This is a genomic window from Clostridium paridis (genome assembly GCF_016765615.1).
GTDB classification, from domain to species: domain Bacteria; phylum Bacillota; class Clostridia; order Clostridiales; family Clostridiaceae; genus Clostridium_T; species Clostridium_T paridis.
The window spans coordinates 242,173-265,238 of record NZ_JAESWA010000022.1 but is presented as its reverse complement, the minus strand read 5'-3'; the positions used below and the strand labels follow the sequence as shown (position 1 = coordinate 265,238).

General features: G+C 28.8%; 23 protein-coding genes. 19 read left to right on the top strand and 4 right to left on the bottom strand.

The genetic code is table 11. From position 1 onward, the window contains the following. Nucleotides 1-36: 36 nt before the first annotated feature. Complete coding sequence (locus JK634_RS08955) at nt 37-1,068, bottom strand: glycosyltransferase family 2 protein (RefSeq protein WP_202767308.1); 1,032 nt, start codon at nt 1,066-1,068, stop codon at nt 37-39. A gap of 345 nt (nt 1,069-1,413) precedes the next feature. On the opposite strand from JK634_RS08955, the gene JK634_RS08950 reads away from it, so the two are divergent. The 10 genes from JK634_RS08950 (at nt 1,414) to JK634_RS08905 (ending at nt 12,447) form a co-directional block, all read left to right on the top strand. Then, nucleotides 1,414-2,886, top strand: coding sequence for a sensor histidine kinase (locus tag JK634_RS08950; protein WP_202767307.1), 1,473 nt, complete (start codon nt 1,414-1,416; stop codon nt 2,884-2,886). 135 nt (nt 2,887-3,021) lie between these two features. Next, on the top strand, nt 3,022-3,570 hold the full coding sequence (locus tag JK634_RS08945) for a flavin reductase family protein (protein ID WP_202767306.1): 549 nt from the start codon (nt 3,022-3,024) through the stop codon (nt 3,568-3,570). A 244-nt stretch (nt 3,571-3,814) separates the two neighbouring features. Next, nucleotides 3,815-5,431: a sigma 54-interacting transcriptional regulator gene (locus tag JK634_RS08940; RefSeq protein WP_202767305.1), complete on the top strand. Its 1,617-nt coding sequence runs from the start codon at nt 3,815-3,817 to the stop codon at nt 5,429-5,431. Between the two features lie 307 nt (nt 5,432-5,738). Next, complete coding sequence (locus JK634_RS08935; RefSeq protein ID WP_202767304.1) at nt 5,739-7,196, top strand: glycosyl hydrolase family 18 protein; 1,458 nt, start codon at nt 5,739-5,741, stop codon at nt 7,194-7,196. Nucleotides 7,197-7,213: 17 nt separating this feature from the next. Beyond that, nucleotides 7,214-8,434: a family 16 glycosylhydrolase gene (locus JK634_RS08930; RefSeq protein WP_202767303.1), complete on the top strand. Its 1,221-nt coding sequence runs from the start codon at nt 7,214-7,216 to the stop codon at nt 8,432-8,434. A 216-nt stretch (nt 8,435-8,650) separates the two neighbouring features. Then, nucleotides 8,651-9,511, top strand: a complete 861-nt coding sequence (locus JK634_RS08925) for a hypothetical protein (RefSeq protein ID WP_202767302.1) — start codon at nt 8,651-8,653, stop codon at nt 9,509-9,511. A 102-nt stretch (nt 9,512-9,613) separates the two neighbouring features. Further along, the gene (locus tag JK634_RS08920) at nt 9,614-10,165 is read left to right on the top strand and encodes a GNAT family N-acetyltransferase (protein ID WP_202767301.1); all 552 of its coding nucleotides are present in this window, start codon (nt 9,614-9,616) and stop codon (nt 10,163-10,165) included. 248 nt (nt 10,166-10,413) lie between these two features. Continuing rightward, nucleotides 10,414-10,956: a GNAT family N-acetyltransferase gene (locus JK634_RS08915; RefSeq protein WP_202767300.1), complete on the top strand. Its 543-nt coding sequence runs from the start codon at nt 10,414-10,416 to the stop codon at nt 10,954-10,956. Nucleotides 10,957-10,992: 36 nt separating this feature from the next. Next, entirely contained in the window at nt 10,993-11,811 is an 819-nt protein-coding gene (locus JK634_RS08910; RefSeq protein WP_202767299.1) for a TIM barrel protein, read from the top strand. A 123-nt stretch (nt 11,812-11,934) separates the two neighbouring features. Then, nucleotides 11,935-12,447 carry a GNAT family N-acetyltransferase gene (locus tag JK634_RS08905; protein ID WP_202767298.1) on the top strand — a complete coding sequence of 171 codons (513 nt, stop codon included), beginning with the start codon at nt 11,935-11,937 and terminating at the stop codon, nt 12,445-12,447. 29 nt (nt 12,448-12,476) lie between these two features. Here the strand turns inward: JK634_RS08905 and JK634_RS08900 are convergent, their stop codons facing one another. After that, the gene (locus tag JK634_RS08900) at nt 12,477-13,460 is read right to left on the bottom strand and encodes a helix-turn-helix transcriptional regulator (RefSeq protein WP_202767297.1); all 984 of its coding nucleotides are present in this window, start codon (nt 13,458-13,460) and stop codon (nt 12,477-12,479) included. A gap of 185 nt (nt 13,461-13,645) precedes the next feature. Between JK634_RS08900 and JK634_RS08895 the strand changes: the two genes are divergently transcribed. The 4 genes from JK634_RS08895 (at nt 13,646) to JK634_RS08880 (ending at nt 15,586) form a co-directional block, all read left to right on the top strand. Beyond that, nucleotides 13,646-14,086 (top strand): SRPBCC family protein, encoded by a 441-nt coding sequence (locus JK634_RS08895; protein ID WP_338031229.1) that lies wholly within the window; start codon nt 13,646-13,648, stop codon nt 14,084-14,086. Then, nucleotides 14,067-14,396 carry an ArsR/SmtB family transcription factor gene (locus tag JK634_RS08890; protein WP_202767295.1) on the top strand — a complete coding sequence of 110 codons (330 nt, stop codon included), beginning with the start codon at nt 14,067-14,069 and terminating at the stop codon, nt 14,394-14,396. The genes JK634_RS08895 and JK634_RS08890 overlap by 20 nt, the downstream gene beginning before the upstream one ends. A 28-nt stretch (nt 14,397-14,424) precedes the next feature. Continuing rightward, nucleotides 14,425-14,820: a VOC family protein gene (locus tag JK634_RS08885; protein ID WP_202767294.1), complete on the top strand. Its 396-nt coding sequence runs from the start codon at nt 14,425-14,427 to the stop codon at nt 14,818-14,820. A 151-nt stretch (nt 14,821-14,971) separates the two neighbouring features. Then, nucleotides 14,972-15,586: a hypothetical protein gene (locus JK634_RS08880; RefSeq protein WP_202767293.1), complete on the top strand. Its 615-nt coding sequence runs from the start codon at nt 14,972-14,974 to the stop codon at nt 15,584-15,586. Between the two features lie 71 nt (nt 15,587-15,657). Here JK634_RS08880 and JK634_RS08875 read toward each other — a convergent pair whose 3' ends face one another. Continuing rightward, the gene (locus tag JK634_RS08875) at nt 15,658-17,337 is read right to left on the bottom strand and encodes an alpha-keto acid decarboxylase family protein (protein ID WP_202767292.1); all 1,680 of its coding nucleotides are present in this window, start codon (nt 17,335-17,337) and stop codon (nt 15,658-15,660) included. A gap of 245 nt (nt 17,338-17,582) precedes the next feature. On the opposite strand from JK634_RS08875, the gene JK634_RS08870 reads away from it, so the two are divergent. From JK634_RS08870 to JK634_RS08850, 5 genes are all read left to right on the top strand, one after another. Then, nucleotides 17,583-18,863: a hypothetical protein gene (locus JK634_RS08870; protein WP_202767291.1), complete on the top strand. Its 1,281-nt coding sequence runs from the start codon at nt 17,583-17,585 to the stop codon at nt 18,861-18,863. Nucleotides 18,864-19,006: 143 nt separating this feature from the next. Continuing rightward, nucleotides 19,007-19,945 carry an acyl-CoA dehydratase activase-related protein gene (locus JK634_RS08865; protein ID WP_202767290.1) on the top strand — a complete coding sequence of 313 codons (939 nt, stop codon included), beginning with the start codon at nt 19,007-19,009 and terminating at the stop codon, nt 19,943-19,945. After that, the gene (locus tag JK634_RS08860; protein WP_202767289.1) at nt 19,938-21,029 is read left to right on the top strand and encodes a 2-hydroxyacyl-CoA dehydratase; all 1,092 of its coding nucleotides are present in this window, start codon (nt 19,938-19,940) and stop codon (nt 21,027-21,029) included. Before JK634_RS08865 ends, JK634_RS08860 begins: the two co-directional genes overlap by 8 nt. Then, a complete protein-coding gene (locus JK634_RS08855) occupies nt 21,011-21,958 on the top strand; it encodes an acyl-CoA dehydratase activase (protein WP_202767288.1) in 948 nt (315 codons plus the stop codon). The genes JK634_RS08860 and JK634_RS08855 overlap by 19 nt, the downstream gene beginning before the upstream one ends. 159 nt (nt 21,959-22,117) lie before the next feature. Next, a complete protein-coding gene (locus JK634_RS08850) occupies nt 22,118-22,408 on the top strand; it encodes a hypothetical protein (protein ID WP_202767287.1) in 291 nt (96 codons plus the stop codon). Here JK634_RS08850 and JK634_RS08845 read toward each other — a convergent pair. After that, nucleotides 22,394-23,056 (bottom strand): cysteine hydrolase family protein, encoded by a 663-nt coding sequence (locus JK634_RS08845; protein ID WP_338031223.1) that lies wholly within the window; start codon nt 23,054-23,056, stop codon nt 22,394-22,396. The genes JK634_RS08850 and JK634_RS08845 overlap by 15 nt on opposite strands. Nucleotides 23,057-23,066: the final 10 nt, after the last annotated feature.

Below are 23,066 nucleotides of genomic sequence, written 5' to 3'. Positions count from 1 at the left end.
AGCAGATATACAAGTAATTTATGGTAGAATGGTATATTAATTACTCATTCTCTTTTTGCTTTTCTTGTTTATATAACTAATTAATAGAAAAGTAATTAAGGGAAGATTATATTTAAGTATTTTATATTTAGTTGATTTAATAGTATAGTGTTTTCTTAGATTTTCACTTCTTTTATTGTTAAGTATTTTTTTTACACTACTATATTTTTCATTAAAGGTCATGGAAGTATTGCAAATATGTGCAATTCCATTTATTATATATCGAAGCATCATAATATTCATTCTATCATTTAAAACATTATCATTATTGTTTTTAAATAATCCCTTAATTTTGTCATATATAAATAATTGCCTCTCAAAGTGGTCACTTTTATACTGAGCAGTTATTGAAGAAGTATTAAATCTATAATGATAGAAAGGCTTGTTTATTATTCTTATAGAATTACTTTTACTAAATGCATTTAAACAAAAAATCAAGTCTTCAGCATAATGCATTTCAGTATCAAAAAGTATTTCATTAAGTTTTAGCAAATCAGCTTTGAAAACACATCTCCAAATTGCTCCCATGATAGACTCTTTTGTTTCATCATCAAAAGATATTAAATTTAATACCAAGTCATTATAAATTCTATTTTTATCTAAGACCTCTTCTGATTTAAAAGGAAGTATCTCGGGTATTCTGTTTGTAGAACTAAATTCCTTAATATAGCTAAAAAGAACAACATCACAATCAGTTTTATTAAATTGATTAATGGTTTCTTCATAAGCGTTTAGGTCTAACCAATCATCAGCATCAACAAAAGTTATATAGTCACCTTTAGAATGCTGTATTCCAAAATTTCTAGCTGAGCTAACTCCAGAATTTTCTCTAAAATAACCTACTATCCTTGAATCCTTTTCCATAAAAGTATGAATAATTTTTCTACTATTATCACTAGATCCATCATCTATCAATATTATTTCTAGATTTTTATAGGATTGATTTACTAATGAATTTAAACAATCAATTAGAAATTTTTCAGCGTTATATACTGGAATTATAATTGACAACATTTTTTCTTGAGTCATAGTTTACCTCCTTAAGATAATGAGAAAAACATTATCTTCATAAAACAATAAAGTAATTCTAAAATATAGAATGAGTATATCTTACAAGATTTTAAAATGCAACCACTGGTTGGAATTAATGAAAGTTGGAAATATTATTTTTAGAAGAATGAAAGAACGTCATGTATTAATTAAACCATAACATTCTAGAATTATAAGTCAATATATGGATTTTTTTGTCGTGCGAAAAAACCTCGTTATAAAAAGGGTTATTGGTATAATTGTAGAATAGTTTAATAATGTGGTAAAATATATGCATTATTACAAAATAATACATAAAATGTAATTATTTCTAGAGGGGTTAGCATGCGTTCAATTTTAAACAAATATAGTGAAATTAGAAATATTAAGTCAAATATAAAGAAATATAAGTATGAATTTGAAAATCATAGAATATATACAAATATAAGTAGATGCGAAAAAGTTGGTACAATACTTTTGATATTAAACACGATTTTGTTAATTATGGATTTAATTGTTTATAAGCCTATGAGAGCTAAAACTTCATCATATATATTTTTATTCTATTCACACATTACAGTGATAATTTTGATTTTATTATGGTTCATTCTCTTGAAGATGCATAAAAAATACAAAAAAACACTAAGTTTAAGGGTTTATTATATATTGCTTATAAATATATCACTATATTGGTGTATGTTTATGGCATTAAATAATCTAAGTATAGGTGGACAAATCTCTGCATATCTTATATGCATTCTATGTATATCAGCGCTTTTATATATCTCACCATTAGAAGCATTTGTTACTTATTTCATTTCAATGCTAATTTTTTCATTAGGAATATTTCATATAGTTCATGATATAAGATCTTTATTTAGTAATATGGTTAATGTAGTAATAGTTGCACTTTTTGCTTATATAGCATCTAATATCAATTTTAAGCACTTTTCGCAAGATTTTATAAATAACAAAAATAATTTAGAAAGTAAGAAAAAACTTGAGGAAACAAATAGGAAGCTTAAAGAGTATGAGAAACTAAGAACGGATTTCTTTGCGAATATATCTCATGAACTTAGAACTCCATTAAATGTAATATATTGTGCTGAGCAAATTATGGAAGAAAATGTAGAGAAGAGTAACTTTTACGATAATACATTAAATAAGTATTTAGATATGATTAAACAAAATTCTTATAGATTAATAAGGATAATTGAAAATTTAATTGATATTACTAAGATAGATGCTTTGAATTTTGATGTGAATTTTGAAAATTATGATATTATAAGGATAATTGAAGACATAACTATGTCTGTAGCTGATTTTATTAAAGATAGAGGAATAGCTATTATTTTTGATACAGAAATTGAAGAGAAAATTATAGCTTGTGATCTTAATTTAATTGAAAGAATAATATTAAACTTGTTATCTAATTCCGTAAAGTTTACTGAAAAAGGTGGAAGTATTTTTGTTAAAATACATTTAGAAGACAATAAAGTATGCATTTCTGTAAAGGACACAGGTATTGGAATTCCAGACTGCATGCAAGAATTAATATTTGATAGGTTTATTCAAGTGGATAAATCTATTTCAAAATCATGTGAAGGTAGTGGAATAGGACTAGCTATAGCAAAATCTTTAGTTGAGATGCAAGGTGGAAGTATTTCAGTAAAGAGTGTATTAGGTAAAGGCAGTGAATTCACTATTTCTTTGCTAGATATTTCAATTAATGATGATACTAAAAATAAGTGTGCAAATCAACTTGAAAGAAATTATATGAAAAAAGTGAGAATTGAATTTTCAGATATATATGAGTAGATTTACTAAGTTTACTTAGGGGCGTACCCTATCTATATGATAATAAATTTAAAAGAAAAAGTCTATAAATTATTATTTTTCTATCGTATAATTTTTCATGTTGCAACAAATAAATTATATGTTAGGAGAGAAGATATGAATAAAAAGAAGATTTCCAATATCCCTTTTGGACCATATATCACAGTTTTGGCAGGAGCAGAAGTTGACGGGAAACCTAACTATGCAACTATTGGAGCTTATGGCGTAGTAAGTCAAAAGCCAGTTCTATATATATCATTGAAGAATTCGCATTACACAACCAAAGGTGTAATAGAAAGTGGTTACTTTAGTGTAAATATACCATCATCAGATTTAATAGAAAAGACAGATTTATGTGGCACGATTACTGGAAATAAAACTGATAAATCTAATATATTTAAATCCTTTTATGATGAAAATGGAAAAGCACCTATGATAGAAGAATGTCCTGTAAACTATTTATGCAAAGTAATACAGACCATTCCAATGTTTGATTTTATTATGTTTATAGGTGAAATAGTATCTGTATATGCAAAGGAAGAATGTTTAGATAGTGGAAAGCCAAATGCATTAAAAGTGGACCCTATAATTATGATGGATTTAGGATATTTTAAACTAGATGAGAGAATAGGTTCAGTTTTTAAAGCATGCAGTGGGAATAAATAAAGAATATATTTCATAGGAAAGTTTTAGTAAAGGTCACTTATTATTAGTAGTAAGTGACTTTTTAATTAAAGAAAAAATTTAGTTAAATTACTAATTGTAAAAAAATAAAAATATATTGTAAATATATACAAATTATTATAAAATTGTATAAAATATAATAAATTTCATAAGTATTCGAGTTTTTACACTTTGTCTGAGTATATAAATTTTAATATCTATTATTAATGCTACAGGGGTGAATTTTATGAGAAGGCTGGAGGCTGTCTATGAAAAATTACAAGAACTTTATAGTGGTAGTGGAGTAAGTGCTTTTGAAATTGCAGAGGATTTAAACCTAAGTCGTGCAAATGTAAGCAATGACCTTAATAGACTATTTGAATTTGGAAGAGTGAGTAAAACAAAAGGAAGGCCAGTGTTATATAGCCCAATTCATAAGAAGAATAACATAAAACACGTTACAGTTTTTGATAAATTTGCAAGAAATAATCCAAGCTTATATTCAGCAGTACAACAAGCTAAAGCAGCCATATTATATCCTCCCAATGGAATGCATATGCTTATTTTCGGAGAGACAGGTGTAGGTAAATCAATGTTTGCAGATTTACTTCATGGCTATGCCATTGAAATGGGTAAGATGGACAAGGATTCGAATATTATAACCTTTAATTGTGCTGATTATGCAAATAATCCTCAATTATTAATAAGTCAATTATTTGGTGTAAGTAGGGGGTCTTTCACAGGAGCTGATTTAGATAAAGTTGGACTTATTGAAAAAGCAAATGGCGGAATTTTATTTCTTGATGAAGTACATAGACTACCACCTGAAGGGCAAGAGATGTTTTTTGCTTTTATGGATAAAGGATTATTTAGAAGACTTGGAGAAACAGATGAAGAGAGAGAAGCAAAGGTAATAATTGTTGCTGCAACAACAGAAAACCCAGATTCAACTCTTCTTAGAACATTTATAAGAAGATTTCCAATGATACTGACATTGCCAGATCTTGCACATAGAACATATGAGGAACGGTTTGGATTAATCATCAAGTTTTTTAGAGAAGAAGCAGTTAAATTTAATAGTGAAATAATAGTATCAATCAATGCTTTAAGAGCACTATTAGCATACAGGTGTAATCACAATATTGGACAACTAAGAAATGATATTAAACTAATATGCGCAAAAGCATACTTACAGTTTATATCAGAAAGAAGAGAAGCAATAAAAATTAACAGCACTGATCTCCAAGACAATATTAGAGAGGGGTTATATAAAAATATAGAATACGAAATTATATTGGAAGGTATACAAACTACTCTTGGAAGATATTGTGTGTTTAATCCTAAAGATGATGACTTTTTACCCAAAACTACATTTGTAAAACCTGATTTTAATAAATTAATTGAATTAAAAATAAATCAGCTAATAAGTAAAGGAAAGGATTTTTATGAAATAAAGTTTTTGGTTGAGTATAATCTAAATGGCTATATAAGGAGTTTTATAGAAAGCATAGAAATGAAATTTAATGAAATGGATATTATGAATATTTGTGATCCAATATGTATTAAAGCGGCTTATAAATTTGTAGAACTTTGCGAGAAAAACTTTAATAGGGTATTAGATGAAGATTTCTATAGAGCTATCGTTATACATTTTGATAATATAATTAACAAGGAGAATATTAAGGAGGGTTTCATAAGTAGTTATATAAATGATATAATTTTAAAACACGAAGAGGAGTTTACGATAGTAACAGAAAACGTTAAAGTAATTGAAGATATATATGGAGTGATAATTTCAGAAGAAGATATTTCGATTCTTTCAATATTTTTAATCTATTGTTATGATCTTAATTTATATATTTAAAATATAAGAAACCTCAAATATTAAACACTTTAAATTTTGTGTTTAATATTTGAGGTTTTTTCATTATTAATAACAAAACACTATTGCCTAAAAGATAAAACACAACTATATAAATAAAACACTAGTTAGTAAAAGATGAAATTTTAACGATGAGGAAAAAAACAAATACGTACAAGACATAATTTAGTTTTGGCATATTAATTGCTATTCAATTAAATATCCATTGAAATAAATATATTGGAGGTGATTAAATTCTCATACTAATTTTTTTGGACAAGCTAAATATTATTAAAAAGGAGATGGGAAAATGAAAAAGAAAATAGCTTCAAGTTTTATAGCAAGTATTTTTACACTTTTACTAGCCTTAGGGGTTAATCCTAATGTAAAGGCATCTGCTGCTACTAACTATAAAGTCATTGGATATATTTATGGATCTCCAAGTAGTAGTATGGATGTTTCAAAGCTAACGCACATTAACTATGCTTTTGCTTCAATTAATTCTGATCATACAATAAAGGTTGATAATACTTCAGATTTAAGAACTCTAACAGGGTTAAAATCAAAGAATCCAAACTTAAAAGTTATATTATCAGTAGGTGGATGGGGAATGGATGGATTTTCCCAAGCAGCATCTACTGCAGCTGGCAGAAGTGCTTTTGCCCAAAGCTGTCTTAATTATGTAAATCAATATGGTTTAGATGGTATAGATATAGATTGGGAATACCCAGTAGATGGTGGTGGAGGAATAATAGCTAGAAGTCCTTCAGATAAGCAGAATTTCACTCTATTACTTCAAGCAATTAGAAACTCTATTGGTACTGGTAAAATCTTATCTATTGCAGCTGGAGCCTCTTATGATTATGTAAATTCATGGATTGAAATAGGAAATGTAAAAAATATAGTAGACTATATAAATTTAATGACCTATGACTTCACAAATGGAAACACATTAAATTCCAATACTTATAATTCAAGCTTAGCAACATCAGGGTATAGCTGCGAAACTGTTGTAAATAATTATTTGAATGCTGGAGTTCCAGCAGCTAAGTTAAATCTTGGTATGCCTTTCTATGGTAGAACTACATCAGGTGGATGGCCAACCTATACAGAGCTAGTAAATAATTATATAAATAAAAATGGATATGTTAGACAATGGGATTCAGCAGCGCAAGCTCCATATTTAACTCAAAATGGAAAGTTTGCAGTAACCTATGAAGATCCACAATCTATTGCTGTAAAAGATTCCTTTATTAAGAGTAAAGGATTAGGTGGAGCTATGTTCTGGGAGTATAGCCAAGATAATGGACAACTATTAGCGCAGATTTGGAATGACTTAGGAAGTTCAAATCCAAATCCAACTCCTTCAAAAATTATAGCGATAAAGGCTGCTGTAAACAGTAAATATGTATGTGCCGATAATTATGGAAATAATCCACTAATAGCCAATAGAGATAGCTATGATGCTTGGGAAGAATTCGAACAAGTTGATTTAGGAAATGGTACTGTTGCATTTAAATCCCTTGCAAATAATCAATATGTTTCTGCACAAAACGGAGGAGGAAGTACACTAATTGCTAATAGAGCATCAGTAGGAGGGGCTTGGGAAGCATTCCAGCTTATAACTCAGCCAGATGGAAAAATAGCAATAAAATCTATGGCAAATAATCAATATGTGTGTGCTGAAAACTATGGAAATGATCCTTTAATGGTAAATAGAACAACTGTAAGTGGCTGGGAAGAGTTTGACGTAATTACAGTTAAGTAGAATTAAGGAGGGGTATTATGATTAAGAAGAAATTAATAATTGCTACTGTACTTTCGGCTTTAGTTATTGGAGCATCAGTAAATACAATTCCAGCAAAGGCTTCTATAACTGACAAATGGGTTCAAGTATGGGGAGATGATTTTAATGTTCCTGATGGAACCCCTATAGATAGAACTAAATGGGGCTTTGATATTGGTGCAGGAGGTTGGGGAAATAATGAACTAGAATACTATACTGATAGACCTCAAAATGCATATATTCAAGGTGGTAATTTAGTAATACAAGCTAACAAAGAAAATTATAATGGCGCTCAATATACATCAGCACGAATATTGACAAAGAATACCTTTAATTTTAAGTATGGTAGAGTTGAGATGAGAGCAAAAATTCCATATGGTCAAGGAATTTGGCCAGCATTTTGGATGCTAGGAAGCAACATTGATCAACCTAATAAAGGATGGCCTAATTGCGGAGAAATTGATATCATGGAGAATATAGGTAAAGAACCTAATGTTGTACATGGTACAATTCATGGGCCTGGGTACTCTGCTGATAAAGGAATTGGTGCAGCATATACTAATTCAACTGCTTTTAGCAACGATTATCATACTTATGCAGTTGAATTTGAACCAAGCGTAATTAAATGGTATGTAGATGGTAATCTTTATGAAACTAGAACTCCAAAAGATGTTGGGGGCAATGAGTGGGTATTTAACCAACCATTCTTCATCTTAATGAACTTAGCTGTAGGTGGAGGATGGCCAGGCTATCCTGATGCTTCAACAGTATTCCCACAAAAATATTTAATAGATTATGTTCATGTATATCAAAGAGCTAATGGATATAATATAGTTTCACTAAAAGCAGCTGCAAATGGTCAATATGTAACAGCTGAAAATGGAGGGGACAGCGCACTTATCGCTAATAGAACAGCACCAAGTTTATGGGAACAATTTGAGCAAATAGATCTTGGAAATGGAAATATAGCATTAAGATCATTAGCTAATAATAAATATGTATGTACAGATAACTATGGTAATAGCCCATTAATTGCCAATAAAGATGCAATAGGTACATGGGAAACTTTTCATGTAGAAACTTTACCAGATGGCAAGAAGGCATTAAAAGCAGTAATTAATAATAAATATGTATGTGCTGATAATTATGGAAATAACCCATTAATTGCAAATAGAGATTCCGCTAGTGGATGGGAAGCATTTGATTTCATATCTCAATAAATTATATAAATTGGGAGGCTTTGTTTGCAACTGTTGCAAGCAAAACCTCCTTTTTATATATAAATACTATTAATATTTCAAAAAACATGAATGTTACAAAAGGAACAGTTCCTAAGATTACAAGAAAACTTCTGGAGTTTGGACTTATTGAAAATAAAAAATCTTTTATATATGTTATAATTTATAGTGGTAGAATCTGGAGGTGAGGTTAAAGTAATGAATGAAATAGAAATAAAAAAGCAGATAATTGTTAGCTCTATAATTGCTAAATACAAAAGAGGAAATTATATAATTAATGGTGTATTTTTAATTGTAATAATATGTGTGGCCATTATAGCAGTGCTTAAAACACCTATTGAGTTCACATTCCCAGTATTTACTCATATAATTAAATTAAGTCTAATTTCCGGAATAATAATTGCAGTTTTAAAAATAAGTATAAAATATATAAGAATCCTACTATTAAAGAGAATACTTTTAGAAGAATGTGCTGCAAAAAAATATTTTGAAATTATGAATGGGGTATATAGAAGTGAACGTAAAAAAGTTTATAGAGAGAAAATATTATTTGAGATGATATATGGCTCTATATATTCAGGAAATTTTAATGGGGCTTTAGAATTACTTTTGTCAGGAAAAATTGATACTAAAAAACTTAGAAAGCAAGATTTGCTTAACTATTATGTATATTTAGCTGATTGCTATTACTCATTAGGGAATATTGATGAATTTTTGAAGGCTAAAAGTACAGCAGAAAAAATAACTGATAATAAGAAATATTCTGTTGCTGAAAAAATAAATAATCAAATAAAAATCATTGTTCTTAAAGGGGATTTAGCGTTCTATAATAATGATTTTAAAGAGTCGAGAGAGCTTTTCCAAGAAGCATTACTTAATGTATCATCTAAATTAAACAAAATTGTTATAATATATAAGTTATCATTAATTGATATAAAAGAAGGCATGCTAGAAGGTGCTAAAGAGAAACTTGAGTTTGTTATTAATCATGGGAATGAGATTTATCAAGTTAATGAAGCAAAAGAACAAATAAGATTAATATCTGTGAAGGTAGAATAAATATATTTTCATAAGCAATTATAAAGAGTATTATTGCCTTGATATAGTTAGTGCGGTATATCAAGGCATTTTAATGTTCAATTATATCAAAGGAGGATATATATGAAAAAGTATTATGAAACAGAAAGACTTATTTTAAAAGTTATTGATAAAAGCAATGCAGAAAATGTAATAGATTATTACTTGAGAAATAAAGATTTTCTAGAGGAATGGGAACCAATTAAGAATAATCAATTCTATGAAAAAGAGTATCAAGAGACAGCTATAGATAAGGAATTAGAGGAAATCAAAAAAGGAAGCTCTTTTAGATTGTGGATCTTTAAAAAAGGTGAAGAAAACAGAATAATTGGATCAATAGGATTTAATAACATTGTAAGAGGTGGTTTTCTTTCATGCTTCCTAGGCTATAAATTAGATAAAGACGAAATAAATCAAGGATATATGACTGAAGCAATTAGAAAAGGAATCAGTATTATGTTTAATGAAGGTGGACTTCATAGAATTGAAGCTAATATAATGCCTAAGAATTTACCCTCCCTAAGAGTAGTTGAAAAGTTAGGATTTTATAGTGAGGGATTAGCTTATAAATATTTAAGAATTAATGGTAAGTGGGAAGATCATATTCATATGGTTCTTTTAAATGAAAAATTGTAAATATTAGCTATGTATATTAATAAATTTATGATATACTATTTTTTGTAAACAATGAAAGGAGTGGTTGCCATGTTAAAAATAACAAATGTATTAGAAATCAAATCATTAATAAAAACTACTCCAAATAGGTGCTATTAATCATACATTCATATAGGTAATTAAAATAAGTAATGTATAGCCTTGGAGTAGTTAAGAAACTATTTCAGGGTATTATTTTGCCCAAAATTAATTATTCGGAGGCTATATAAATGAATTATGAATTAAAAGAACTTAATGAGAATAACTTAGAGACTGAAAGGTTATATTTATTTCCTTTACAAGCAAAGTATTTAGAACTTGCAATAAAGGATTATAAAAGAATGCAGCTTGATTTAGGGTTAAATATTGCAAGGCAAGAGTTAATTAAAATTCTTAAATATGCAATGGAGATTAGACTTAAAAGGATATTAGAGGATCCTAAAAATTATTTATGGCTAACCTGTTGGGCTATTATTCATAAAGAAGATAATAAGATTATCGGTTTTGTAATAGTTAAAGGAGTCCCTAATGAAATAGGAGAAGTAATTATAGGTTATGGCATTGATGAAGAGGAATATAGAAGAAATAAATACGCAACTGAAGCAGTAAATGGACTCGTAAATTGGATGTTTGAAAATCCTAAAGTTAATGCAGTTATCGCAGATACAGATAAAGGTAATATTGCATCACATAGAGTGTTAAGAAATCTTGGCGCATTTATATTTAAAGAAGATGATGAATTAATATGGTGGAGAATTGAAAAACTAAAATAATACAGCACTAATTTATATTAACGAAGGAAGAAGAGTATGGATAAGCTTTTATTTGGAATATCTGGACTTCCAATTGGCGATGGTAAAAAGAGATTTAATTATTCTTCAGGTATGGAATATATTAAGTCAATTGGACTAGATGCTATGGAACTTCTTTTTGTAAGAAACGTAAATGTCACAGATAAAAATAGAGATGAGATATTAAAAACTAAGATAGAAAATGGTATTTATTTATCGGCTCACGGATCACATTACATCAATTTGAATGCTGATGAAATTGAAAAGCAAGAGCAATCAGTTGATAGGATAATTAAAGCAATGGAAGGCCTATTAAAAGTCAAAGGTAGAAGCTTGATTTTTCATCCAGGCTTTTATCTAAAAGATTCAAGAGAAGAAGCATATAGAACTATAAAAGAAAATTTATTAAAGCTTCCTTATAAAGGCGTGGATTATCGGTTAGAGACAACTGGAAAGCCTAGTCAATTTGGAAGTCTTGAGGAATTAGTTTCTCTATGCAAAGAGATAGAACACTGTAAATTATGTATAGACTTTGCTCATATCCATGCACGAGAAAATGGTAGTTTAAAGACTTATAGGGATTTCGCTAATATACTCCAATATGTATTAAATGAATTAGGAAAAGATGCGATAGAAGATATTCATATACACATGGGTGGAATTAATTATAATATTAAAGGAGAGAGAAATCATCTTCCAGTATTAGAGAGCGATTTTAATTACATTGAGTGTTTAAAAGCATTAAAAGATTTTAATGCAAAAGGTTGCGTAATTTTAGAAGGTCCTTTGGTAGAAAAGGATGCATTGTTACTAAAAAACACATACAAGAAGCTTTAAAGAAAATAGGGCTGTGGCACCAGTATTTTTTTACTGTTAATGCTATAGGCCCTTTCCTAGTTATTGAGTGATTTTAACATAGTGGTATAATTTAACTATTGATTAAATATTAGGAGGATAACATTGAATAAATTAGGAGTAGAGTCAGAAAGATTAAAATTAATACCTTTAACAATTAAAGAATTAGTGTATATAGAAAAGAAAGAATATTCTAAGCTTCAATTTAATATAGAAGACGCTCTTTTAGATAAAACAAGAATTGCAATAGCTAAAAAAATAGATAAAATGAAAAATATTAATGTTAATCTTCATGAATGGTATACTTATTGGTTAATTATAAATAAAGCAAACAAAAATGGAATTGGATTTATTGGGTTCAAAGGAATACCAGATGAAAAAGGACTATCGGAGGTAGGATATAGCATTTCATCAAATTATAGAAGGTTTGGATATATGACAGAAGCACTTAATATGCTATTAGATTGGGCTTCAGGTTATTCAGAAACTACAGGAATTACTGCATGTAAGGTATTAAAGACTAATATAGGTTCAAATAAGGTACTAAATAAATGCAACTTTAAATTAACAAGTGCCACAGAGGAATATAATAATTATCTATATGAATTTATAAGATAAAGGAGGTTAAAACCCTCCTTTATTCTATGTTACATATACTTTAATGATAAATCATCCAGTTCAGCTTTTATTTTTGAAATACGAAGTTTAGCAGCTAGAGGAGAAAAAATCTCTAAGGTCTCCTTAGCCTTTTCAGTCCATCTTTCAGGTTCCATGTATTTTATTGTACGCATATTGTGGAGGCGATCAGCTAATTTTATTAATATAACCTCATCTTTATTAGTAGAATTTTTAAGAAACTCTTCAATATTAAAATTCATAAACTTGGATACTTCACAGATTATATCTGATATTTCTTTGGAAAAGCTTTTCTCGATATCTTCTAATGTAATTGAAGAATCTGTTTCAATTATGTCATGCAATAATCCAGCAATTATTGTAGTTTCTTCTGCTCCCATTTCTGAAAGTATAATAGCAACTGATAAAGGGTGGACAATATAGGGCTCACCAGATTTTCTGAATTGTCCATCATGTGCATTTAGAGCAATATTGTATGCTTTGTCAAGCCTACTTATATCTTTAAAAAGTTTGTTTTTTATTACATTATTTATTAATTTATCATATAAAACATTTGGTTCAATAAAATCTTCAGTTGTTTTTATAAATATATTAGCTTTCTCTAGAGTTCTATTTTCAATCTCATCACTATTTTCCATATAATTATTACCTCCTGTTTCTGAAAATTCAATTGACAAATAAATAGCGTGAATTATAGAAGGAGAAAATCCAAATTTTTTCTTAAATGATTTAGAAAAGCCACTATGTGTTTCATAACCATATTCTGTTGATACATCAAGAATCCTTCTTCCTGAAAATATGTCTTTCGAAGCGTTAATAAGACGTCTTTCCTTAACATATTCCATTAGCGAGACACCCACTTCTGCTTTAAAAATGCGTGAAAAGTGATAGGGTGAATAACCCATGGCACCTGCTATAATATCAACTGTTAAAACTTCTTTAATATTTTTTTCTATATATTTAAAACTATTAAAGATTAAATCTTTATACTTCATACAATTCACCTCTTTATTCCACGTGGTAATTATAATATATACTAATTTAACGTAATAGTCTGTTCCATTTTTGCTTTATTGACGTGAAAATAAAATAATAATATTGACATGCAACCAAAAGGTGTTATATTATAATTATGAAACCAAATGGTTGCACAATTTTCAAAAGGGAGGTATTATTTTTGGTGAAAAAATCAAGTGAAAAATTACCAGATATAGTTCGTAGTGTAGTAATAGAAGCAAATATAAATAAAGTTTGGGATGCGATAGCAACAAAAGATGGGCTTGAAGCATGGCTTATGCCAAATAACTTTAAGCCTATATTAGGATATGAGTTTACATTTAAGTCACAACCTAAAGGTGACTGGGATGGAATATGCCACTGTATAGTTAAGGAATTAAATCCTCCATATAAGCTTGGATTTACATGGAGTGGTAATAATTTAGATCAATATGTTTCATTTGAACTAAAAGAGATTGATGATAAAACTGAATTTACTCTTGTTCACTCTGGTTGGTCTGAAGAAAATATGCAGCTTCGTGAGATTATGTATGATGGATGGGGTTATTTATCAGAAGGTTTAAAACAAAAAATGGGTGATAATAATGGTAAATACTTATCATAAGCATGATGTATTTCAAGCAATTGCAGATCCCACTAGAAGAGAATTAATTAGTTTGTTAGCTGACAAGGAATTGCCAGTAACAGCAATAAGTAACCAATTTCCAATAAGTCGTACAGCAGTTTCTAAACATTTAAATATTTTAGCAGAAGCAGGACTTGTATCTACAAAAAAAGTAGGGAGAGAAGTTAGATATACGCTTGAACCTGAACCATTAAAAGAACTTAAATATTGGCTTTCATACTATGAAAGATTCTGGGATAAGAAGCTTAATGCATTAAAAAGTTTTGTTGAAACAGGAAATAAGGAATAGAAATATTTATTAAAAGGGGATGTTGATTATGAAAATAACACCACGTATTGTAATGAAGGAAAATAGTAAAGAAGCAATTGAGTTCTATAGTGAAGCTTTTGGAGCTACTACTGATTATTTAATTACTTATGGCAGCGTAGGAGCAGGAAGTCCTGAGCAAAAGGATTTAATAATGAATGCTCAAGTTGACATAAAAGGTACAAAGATTCACATTGCTGACCATAATCCAGCACAAGTTACAAATGGAAATCAGATATCTTTCACAGTAGAGTTATCAAATCCAGAAGAAGTTAAAGAAACATTTAATAAAATGAAAGATGGTTCAAAAATTATAATGGAGCCAATTGCAACATTTTTCAGTCCATGTCATTGTGGGCTAATAGATAAATTTGGAGTTATGTGGCAAATTAATTGTCCAAAATAAACTTAATAGCAATTTAATGAGAACTCTGAGCTTTTCAGAGTTCTTTTTATAATTTATCACTTAGTTAGTAAAATATTTTAACTATTATCCATAATATGGTATAAGATAAAGCATAAGGGTAAGGCAAAGTATAAATTATGGAGGTTAAGATATGGGCATATATAAACTGCCACTGGGAATAAGAATACCAAGATACGATGAATATCCAAAGGGATATGTTGTTGAAGAAGTAAATAAAAAAAGAGATTCAGCTAATATAGTTCAAGGTTACAAGTTAGTGGAAGTAAGTGATAAAAAATTTACGCATTTCACAGAGATAAATATTGATATTGATAAACTATGGAGTTTATTTATAAGCTTATCTGATAGCATTATAGGAGATAAGGCTTATGGATTAATTGGATTTAAAGGGGAAAAACCTACATTAAGTAAGATTTCAGATAAAAAAAATATAATCGAGTTATTTAGCAAATATCAATTTGAATTATCTAATGATGGATTTAGTGAATTTGGAATAGCTTATTATGATGATAATACTTTAAATGAGATATATATAACAACCTTTAAATATGTACAAGTTTGGACTACGGATAAAGACTCCTTAGTTAAGGCATTGAGAAAAGCGGGGTTAAAAGAGAAAAAGATTCTTAATTTCATTGATGAATTTCCTGTAGTTTCTGAAGCTATAAGTCCAGATGAAGTAGAAGGGATTCTCAGCTACACTCAAATATTAAGTGAAATAAAAGAGGAATTTGAGAAATTTTAATATATTTAATTCAAAATCAAAAAGAGAACTCTAAAATATATTAGAGTTCTTTTTAAATATATTATATATAACTAAGACTTCATCTGCTCAAGAACATTAGTCATTTTATGCACTATCTCTGGGGCATCCATTTGAGGGGCATATATTTCAATAAAGCAGAATCTATCTTGACATTGTAATTCAGCTTGTTTTATAGCTTCATCTAACTCTTTATTTGTATATACCTTAGCTGTATAAGCATTCCCTCCAAAAGCATCTATGAGCTTTGAATAATCCCATATAGGTATATCATTATAATGAGTTTGTTTTTCATTAATATTAAGATATTTTTCAATGGTATACTCCTTGTTGTTTACTAGAAAGACTATTGGTTTACAATTAGTATATAAAATTGAACTAAATTCTTGAACAGTCATTTGATTTGAACCATCACCAACAAATAAAATGACTCTTCTATTTCTATCAGCAATACAAGCGCCAAAGGCAGCAGGTGTTCCATAACCTATACTTCCCCATCCACCTTGTGTTATATAGGTGGCACCTTTTGGAAGTCTTAATTCTGCAATTCCAAATTGGAAGGTACCTGCGTCTGCAACAATAACATCATTTTCCTTAAACATACTTTGAAATCTTGGGTAATAATATTTTGAAGAAATATCATCACCTAGAGAAGCATGATTTTCTGTATATGGGAAAGAGGCAGTTGGTAATGAAGATACCTTAATGTCAACTTTTGATAATAGACCATCTAACAAATCTTTAATTAGGATATTTTCATATACTGTCACACCAACCTTAACATAATAGGGTTGAATATCAATAATATTTAAAGGATTAAGCATTGCAGTGAAAGCGCCTGTATTATAGTCAGACCATTTTGTACCAACTGACAAAATACAATCAGAAGTTTCAACAATATTTTGAACATCCTTACTTCCAAGACCGCCTGCATAAAGTCCTATGTAATTTTTATTACTTTCATCATAAGAACCTTTTCCCATAATCATAGTTGTTACAGGTAAATTCATTTTTTGAACAATTTGTTCAACTTGAGATTGAAGATTATATCTTGATACAAAAGTTCCTGAAATAAGCAGAGGATTTTTGGCAACAGTAAGCATTTGCTCTATTTGCTTTATAGCAGTTTGTAAATTTTTTTGATTAGTTCTCTTAACTTCTAAATTTATAGGTCTTTTAACCACATTCTTACTTACAATATCTGTTGCGAATAATAAATAAACAGGCTTTTTATTTTCCTTTGCTTTTTGAATAGCTAAGGGTATCTCTAGCGTAGCATTTTCAGGTGTTATTACAGCATTATATTCCGTAATGTTTTCAGATAACTTTCTAAAAACATCAAAGTCTCCATTTAGTAAAGTATGATGCATTTGTTTATGTTCTTGTTGTACCATGGTTTTTGGAGCCCCAACTATATGAATAACTGGTACACTTTCACAATATGAACCCGCAATAGCGTTACAAGCGCTTAGTTCTCCAACACCAAAAGTTGTTATTAATGCACCCATTCCCTTAATTCTTGCATACGAATCTGTAGCATATCCAGCGTTTAATTCATTTCGACAGTTTATAAAATCTATATATTGATATTTTTCTAAGATATTTAAAAGAGAAAAGTTGTAATCTCCTGGAACTCCAAAGATTTCTGTAATACCTTCTTTTTTTAAACAATCAAATAAAAAGAATCCAACTGTTTGTTTTAAATCTAATGTATTAGTAGTGTTATCACTCATTCTCATTACCTCCGTAGAATTATAGATTACATTTTATTTTCAATAATTTAGTTTTAGTATTTTACATATTTTTTATTAATTTTTAAGAATTTTATAATTGTAATATACATTTAATAATACGGTTATTACAAAAAAAGCACTTTTCATTACATATTTATAAGTTTAAAAACTTTCTAATATATAATTAAATAAAAATATATAATTTAAAATATTATATTTATATTACTTTATGAAGAGGTGATAAAATGTGTATTGCTATGATGCCATCATATGAGTTTGATGCTGATGAGTATATGAGGAGTATTGACAACATGTTAAAAGCTCTTAAAAATGTGGACAGGTCACCAATTAACTCTAAGTTCCTAATTTCCAAAACAGACGAAATTAATGATGAGATAAAGAAAAATATTCTCTCAGATTCAGCTATGGAAAAAGGGTTATTTGAATCTGCTACTGGAGCAAAAATAGTAAATGGAGATGATAAATTAAGAACCTCCTGTACATATAATTTGGAAGTAGAAGAAAATCTAACAGATCCTCAGTTCATAAATAATTTTGTAGTAGTAGAAGATTACTATAGAGATACAATAAAAGTCACTTATACTGGGTATGAATTAGATGAAAAACTTAATAGATTAAACAACATATCAAGAAAAGTATTAGATAAGCTAGTAGAGGCGTATTCAAAAGGAATCGGAAACTTTTTTAATGGAGATTTGGGCTGGGTACATGAAGACCCTTCATATAAAGCACAGACAAAAGATTATTATGAATTAGATTTTGATTTAAATGAATTTAAAGATTACATTATTAAAATTATAAATAAGGAAAGAAAAATTTTTCATAATATAAAAAATAATAATAAAGACAATTGGCAGGAGATAATTCATACTTATGGGAAAAATATTAATGATTTCACCTATAAATTGGATGTAATTACTTCGCTGAAATCTAAGAATTCAAATAAATTAGAAAAAATGACCTATAATGATATTAAAGGAATTGGAAGAATAATTAGTAATATAGGAAACGGAATTTATACACATTCAGCTAAGGATTTAGGAGCATATCTAGGACAATTTAAGTTAAAAGGAGACATAATGTTAACTCATTATGGTCTATCAAGTGAAGTAAAATCAAAGCTAAGTGATGCAATTTTTGAAAATATATCAAATAAAATAATGAATTTCTCTAAAAAGTATGGCTCCTTATTTAATATTCCGTCAATACAACTCCAGAAGGAGGTTATGAATTATTATTCATCATTTGCTACATTATCAGGCGTGTCAAGAGAAACTTTTTGTCATAACTACTTATTGGCATTAAATCAGCTTAATGATGCATTACTAGCGCAAAGACCGTCTATGGCTGGCTCAGCAGAAAGAAGCAGGTTCGCAGAAGGGGCAATACAGATACACTTAAGCGATTGGGATAAATTCTTAGACAAATTAGATGTAGAACCTTCAATTAAGGAAAGTTATAGAATAAATAATGCTATTGAGAGAAACATCAATAGGGTCTCCTAATATATTAAGACATTATGTTTAAATTAAAACATAGTGTCTTTTTTTTGCTTATGTAATTTAGTAATATTAGGAATTCTTGAATAAAATACATTCATTTTGGTGAAGATTACTATTGTGTTATATTTACTGAAAGGATGAATTACGTGGAGAATAAAATAAAAATTGGAATACCAAGAGCATTCTTATATTTTAAATATAAGAATTTGTGGGAGACATTTTTCAAAGAGTTAAATTGTGATATTTTAGTAAGTCCGGAGACTAATAAACAAATTTTAAAAGACGGAATTAATAATTCTATAGATGAAAGTTGTTTATCTTCAAAAATTTATATGGGGCATGTTTATCATCTAATTAATAAGGTTGATTATATATTGGTACCTAGAATAGTTAGTTTTGGACAAAAAGAAGTTGTATGTACAAAATTTAATGCTATGTATGATATTGTAAATAATACTTTTAAAAATATAAAATTATTGGAATATAACATTGATGTAAAAGAAAATCAAGGAGAATTAAAAGCATTTTTAAAGATGGGAAGAGTAATGGGGCAAAGCTCTATATCAGTCTTAAAAGCTTACTTAAAAGCTAAAAAGGCACAGGAATATTTTGAACATAAAGAAACCATAAAGCAGGAACAATTACTTCTTGATACCAATAAGCTTAAGATGCTTATAGTCTCACATCCATACAATATTTATGACAAGTTAATAGGATATCCAATTATTAAGTATCTTGAAGGATTTGATGTTGTTCCTATTTATGCAGATATTGCAAACAAGGAAGAGACTACTAAAAAATCAAAGGAAATTTCTAATACATTATATTGGACATATAATAAGGAACTAATAGGTGCAATTGAATATTATAAAGATAAAATTGACGGAATTATTTTCATTTCAACATTCCCTTGCGGACCAGATTCACTTGTAAATGAATTATGTATAAGAAAGATTAAAGGCATACCAATGACTAATATAATATTGGATGAGTTAGAGGGGGAAGCTGGCATGCATACTAGAATAGAAAGTTTCATTGATATTATAAGAGAAAAAAGAAATAGGAGGGAAATTACCAATGAATAATAGCGAAAGAATTATTAGTTTTCCTCATATCGGAAATTATTATGTTGCTATAGAATTTTTAATAAAGAATACCTTAAACATGAAGTCATTAACGCCGCCTCCAATAACTAAAAAAACATTAGAATTAGGTTCGAAATATTCTCCAGATTTTGTTTGTGTTCCATTCAAATATAATTTAGGAAATTATATTGAAGCCTTAGAAAAGGGCGCTAATTTTTTAGTTCAAGCAGGAGGAGGATGTAGATTTGGTTATTATGGAGAAATACAAGAACAGATTTTAAGAGATTTAGGATATAAATTTGATTTTATAAGTATTTTAAATACAGACGACTTGAATCCGCTATCGGTATATGGTGTATTCAAAAGTGTAAATCCAAGTATTAATTTTAGAAAATTTGTATATTATTTCGAACTAACTTTAAAGATGGTTGGAGTGATAGATAAAATAGAAAAATATATCAGAGAAAATATAGGATTTGAAGTTAAAGATGGGAGCTTCGAAAAGCTGCAAAAAGAATTCTTAAAGGATTTAAAAAAGATTAAAAATTTTAGGGAGCTAAATGCAGTTCATAAAAAATACAACATATTATTTAATGAAATTAAGACTAACAAACCTGAAAATCCAATTAGAGTAGGTATTGTTGGTGAATTATATACTATCATGGAGCCATTTAGCAACTATTTTATTGAAAAGGAATTAGCAAAAAAAGGAATGGAAGTAACTAGATTTATTACAGTTACTTATCTTTTTAGAAGTCACCCAAAAACTAAAGATTTAATAAAAATGGCTGGAAAGTATTTGAAGTATGCAATTGGAGCTGATGGCACAGATAGCGTAGCGAGGACAAAAGAACTTGCAGAAGCTGGATATGATGGAATTATTCATGTAAAACCATTTGGATGTACTCCAGAGGTTAATGCAATGCCAATGCTACAAAATATAAGCAATGATTATAAAATACCAGTATTATACTTTAGTTTTGATTCACAAACATCAGAAACAGGAATAAAGACTAGACTTGAAGCCTTTAACGATATGATTTTAATGAAGAGGGAGAAAGAGAAATGCAAAAAGGTTATTTAGGAGTTGACATTGGGTCAATATCAACCAAAGGAGTAATAATTGATGAAAATAACAAAATAATTGCAGAAAAGTATCTTTGGACTGAAGGAGATCCTATAAATGCAGTTAAGAATGTTGTTAATTCGTTAAAAGAACAAGTTAAAGATAAGAATATTAAAGTTAGGGCAGTTGGGACAACTGGCTCTGCAAGAAAACTAATAGGGACTATTTTAAATGCTCAAGTTATTAAGAATGAAATTACAGCACATGCAATAGGAACCCTTTCAATTTATCCAGATGTAAGAACAATTTTTGAAATTGGGGGTCAAGATTCAAAAATTATATTAATTGAAGACGGAATAGTAGTTGATTATGCAATGAATACACTATGTGCTGCTGGAACTGGATCATTTTTATCATCTCAAGCAAAAAGACTTGGATTACAGGTAGAACAATTTGGAGAGTTTGCTTTGCAATCAAAAAATCCAACAAAAATTGCAGCAAGATGCACTGTATTTGCAGAGTCAGATTTAGTTCATAAAGCACAAATAGGTCATAAGAAAGAAGATATTATAGCTGGATTATGTAAAGCTGTTGTTACTAATTATCTTAATAATGTAGGTAAAGGAAAGAAAATAAAATCGCCTATAGTATTCCAAGGAGGGGTTAGTAAAAATATTGGGGTTATAAAAGCATTTGAAGATGAGACAGGAGAAAAGATTTATGTTGATAAATACGCCCATTTAATGGGTGCTTTAGGAGTAGCTATGCTAGCTAAAAATTCCGGAAAGGAACAAAATTTTGATTTTGATATAGCAGAAATGCATTTTGAAACAAGAGGTGTAGAGTGTGCAAAGTGCGCAAATAATTGTGAAATTATATGTATTTATAAAAATGATCATCTAGTAGATGCTTGGGGAAATAAATGTGATAATGGAGCAGTTGTCTAAAGAATATATACATCATTACTAAAGAGTAGAAAACAGAATTTTCTACTCTTTATATTTTAACTATGGAATAAATAATAGGAATCTAAAATATATTTTAATGTTCTTCTTAGGGAAAAGCTTTGAAGATTAAATTATATATTGAGAATCGGAGGAATCATCATGATAAAATTTCCTTTATTTATTCCTGTTAAGATAGCTGAATTAGGTAAGGGCAACGTAATGTGGGTTGAAAATCAATATAATAAAAGTAAATATTTTCTCGCATTAGCAGTAAAACCAACTCAAAAAACATTAGAGGCAATAGGGTTTGATAATTTTAAGCAAATTGATACTCAAGAAGACCTATTAAATCTTTATAAAAATATTATGGCTAGCAACATAAGTGATATAGAAGGAGTAGCAATTTACAGTAACGAATATCAACAATTCATAAGTTTAAAAGCTGATTAAATTTGTTTTTGTTAATGTAACATGACTTTTAGCACCAGGGCTATAAAGCATATGCCATACGGTATATTGTTCTGCATAAGGATCTTGAGCAGAAATGCAATCTACAGGGAGTATAACGGAATAGCCACGAAAAGCTGCCCCTGTAGCTGTATGAAGAACGGCGCCATTTGCGGCATAACCAGTGATAATAACTGTTTTAATTCCATTGGAACTTAATAATGCTTCCAAGTCGGTTCTGTAAAATTTATCTACGTAAGATTTAACTATAGGCTCTTTTTTTGTTGGAGCAAGAGTATTAAATATATCGCTTGCTGTGCTTATATGTGTAAGACTATAGATAATTAACATATTATTTTTACGAGCAGTGGTAAGTAAGTTATTAATATTAGGGAGTGTTGCAATACATCTAGGGCTTTTGCAAATTGAATTTTGCATATCTAGTATAAGTAAGGCAGTTGTTTTAGGATTAACAGTAACTGATTGGAGTTTTGGAACTGATGGAGTTGGTACACTATTCCATATATCAATTATTGTTTTATTTGCAGACATTTGACGAAAATCTGAGTCTGGTAAATAATTTCGATATTTTAGATTTTCGTCATCTTTATATCCAAACCACTCACTAGGATTATAACAAAAATATATCACATTTAAAGCT

Coding starts and splice junctions, on each gene's coding strand:
- JK634_RS08850 (WP_202767287.1), top strand. CDS start 22,118: ATGATAAAATTTCCTTTATTTATTCCTGTTAAGATAGCTGAATTAGGT.
- JK634_RS08935 (WP_202767304.1), top strand. CDS start 5,739: ATGAAAAAGAAAATAGCTTCAAGTTTTATAGCAAGTATTTTTACACTT.
- JK634_RS08870 (WP_202767291.1), top strand. CDS start 17,583: ATGTGTATTGCTATGATGCCATCATATGAGTTTGATGCTGATGAGTAT.
- JK634_RS08855 (WP_202767288.1), top strand. CDS start 21,011: ATGCAAAAAGGTTATTTAGGAGTTGACATTGGGTCAATATCAACCAAA.
- JK634_RS08930 (WP_202767303.1), top strand. CDS start 7,214: ATGATTAAGAAGAAATTAATAATTGCTACTGTACTTTCGGCTTTAGTT.
- JK634_RS08915 (WP_202767300.1), top strand. CDS start 10,414: ATGAATTATGAATTAAAAGAACTTAATGAGAATAACTTAGAGACTGAA.
- JK634_RS08925 (WP_202767302.1), top strand. CDS start 8,651: ATGAATGAAATAGAAATAAAAAAGCAGATAATTGTTAGCTCTATAATT.
- JK634_RS08885 (WP_202767294.1), top strand. CDS start 14,425: ATGAAAATAACACCACGTATTGTAATGAAGGAAAATAGTAAAGAAGCA.
- JK634_RS08890 (WP_202767295.1), top strand. CDS start 14,067: ATGGTAAATACTTATCATAAGCATGATGTATTTCAAGCAATTGCAGAT.
- JK634_RS08920 (WP_202767301.1), top strand. CDS start 9,614: ATGAAAAAGTATTATGAAACAGAAAGACTTATTTTAAAAGTTATTGAT.
- JK634_RS08955 (WP_202767308.1), bottom strand. CDS start 1,068: ATGACTCAAGAAAAAATGTTGTCAATTATAATTCCAGTATATAACGCT.
- JK634_RS08900 (WP_202767297.1), bottom strand. CDS start 13,460: ATGAAGTATAAAGATTTAATCTTTAATAGTTTTAAATATATAGAAAAA.
- JK634_RS08940 (WP_202767305.1), top strand. CDS start 3,815: ATGAGAAGGCTGGAGGCTGTCTATGAAAAATTACAAGAACTTTATAGT.
- JK634_RS08945 (WP_202767306.1), top strand. CDS start 3,022: ATGAATAAAAAGAAGATTTCCAATATCCCTTTTGGACCATATATCACA.
- JK634_RS08880 (WP_202767293.1), top strand. CDS start 14,972: ATGGGCATATATAAACTGCCACTGGGAATAAGAATACCAAGATACGAT.
- JK634_RS08910 (WP_202767299.1), top strand. CDS start 10,993: ATGGATAAGCTTTTATTTGGAATATCTGGACTTCCAATTGGCGATGGT.
- JK634_RS08875 (WP_202767292.1), bottom strand. CDS start 17,337: ATGAGTGATAACACTACTAATACATTAGATTTAAAACAAACAGTTGGA.
- JK634_RS08950 (WP_202767307.1), top strand. CDS start 1,414: ATGCGTTCAATTTTAAACAAATATAGTGAAATTAGAAATATTAAGTCA.
- JK634_RS08860 (WP_202767289.1), top strand. CDS start 19,938: ATGAATAATAGCGAAAGAATTATTAGTTTTCCTCATATCGGAAATTAT.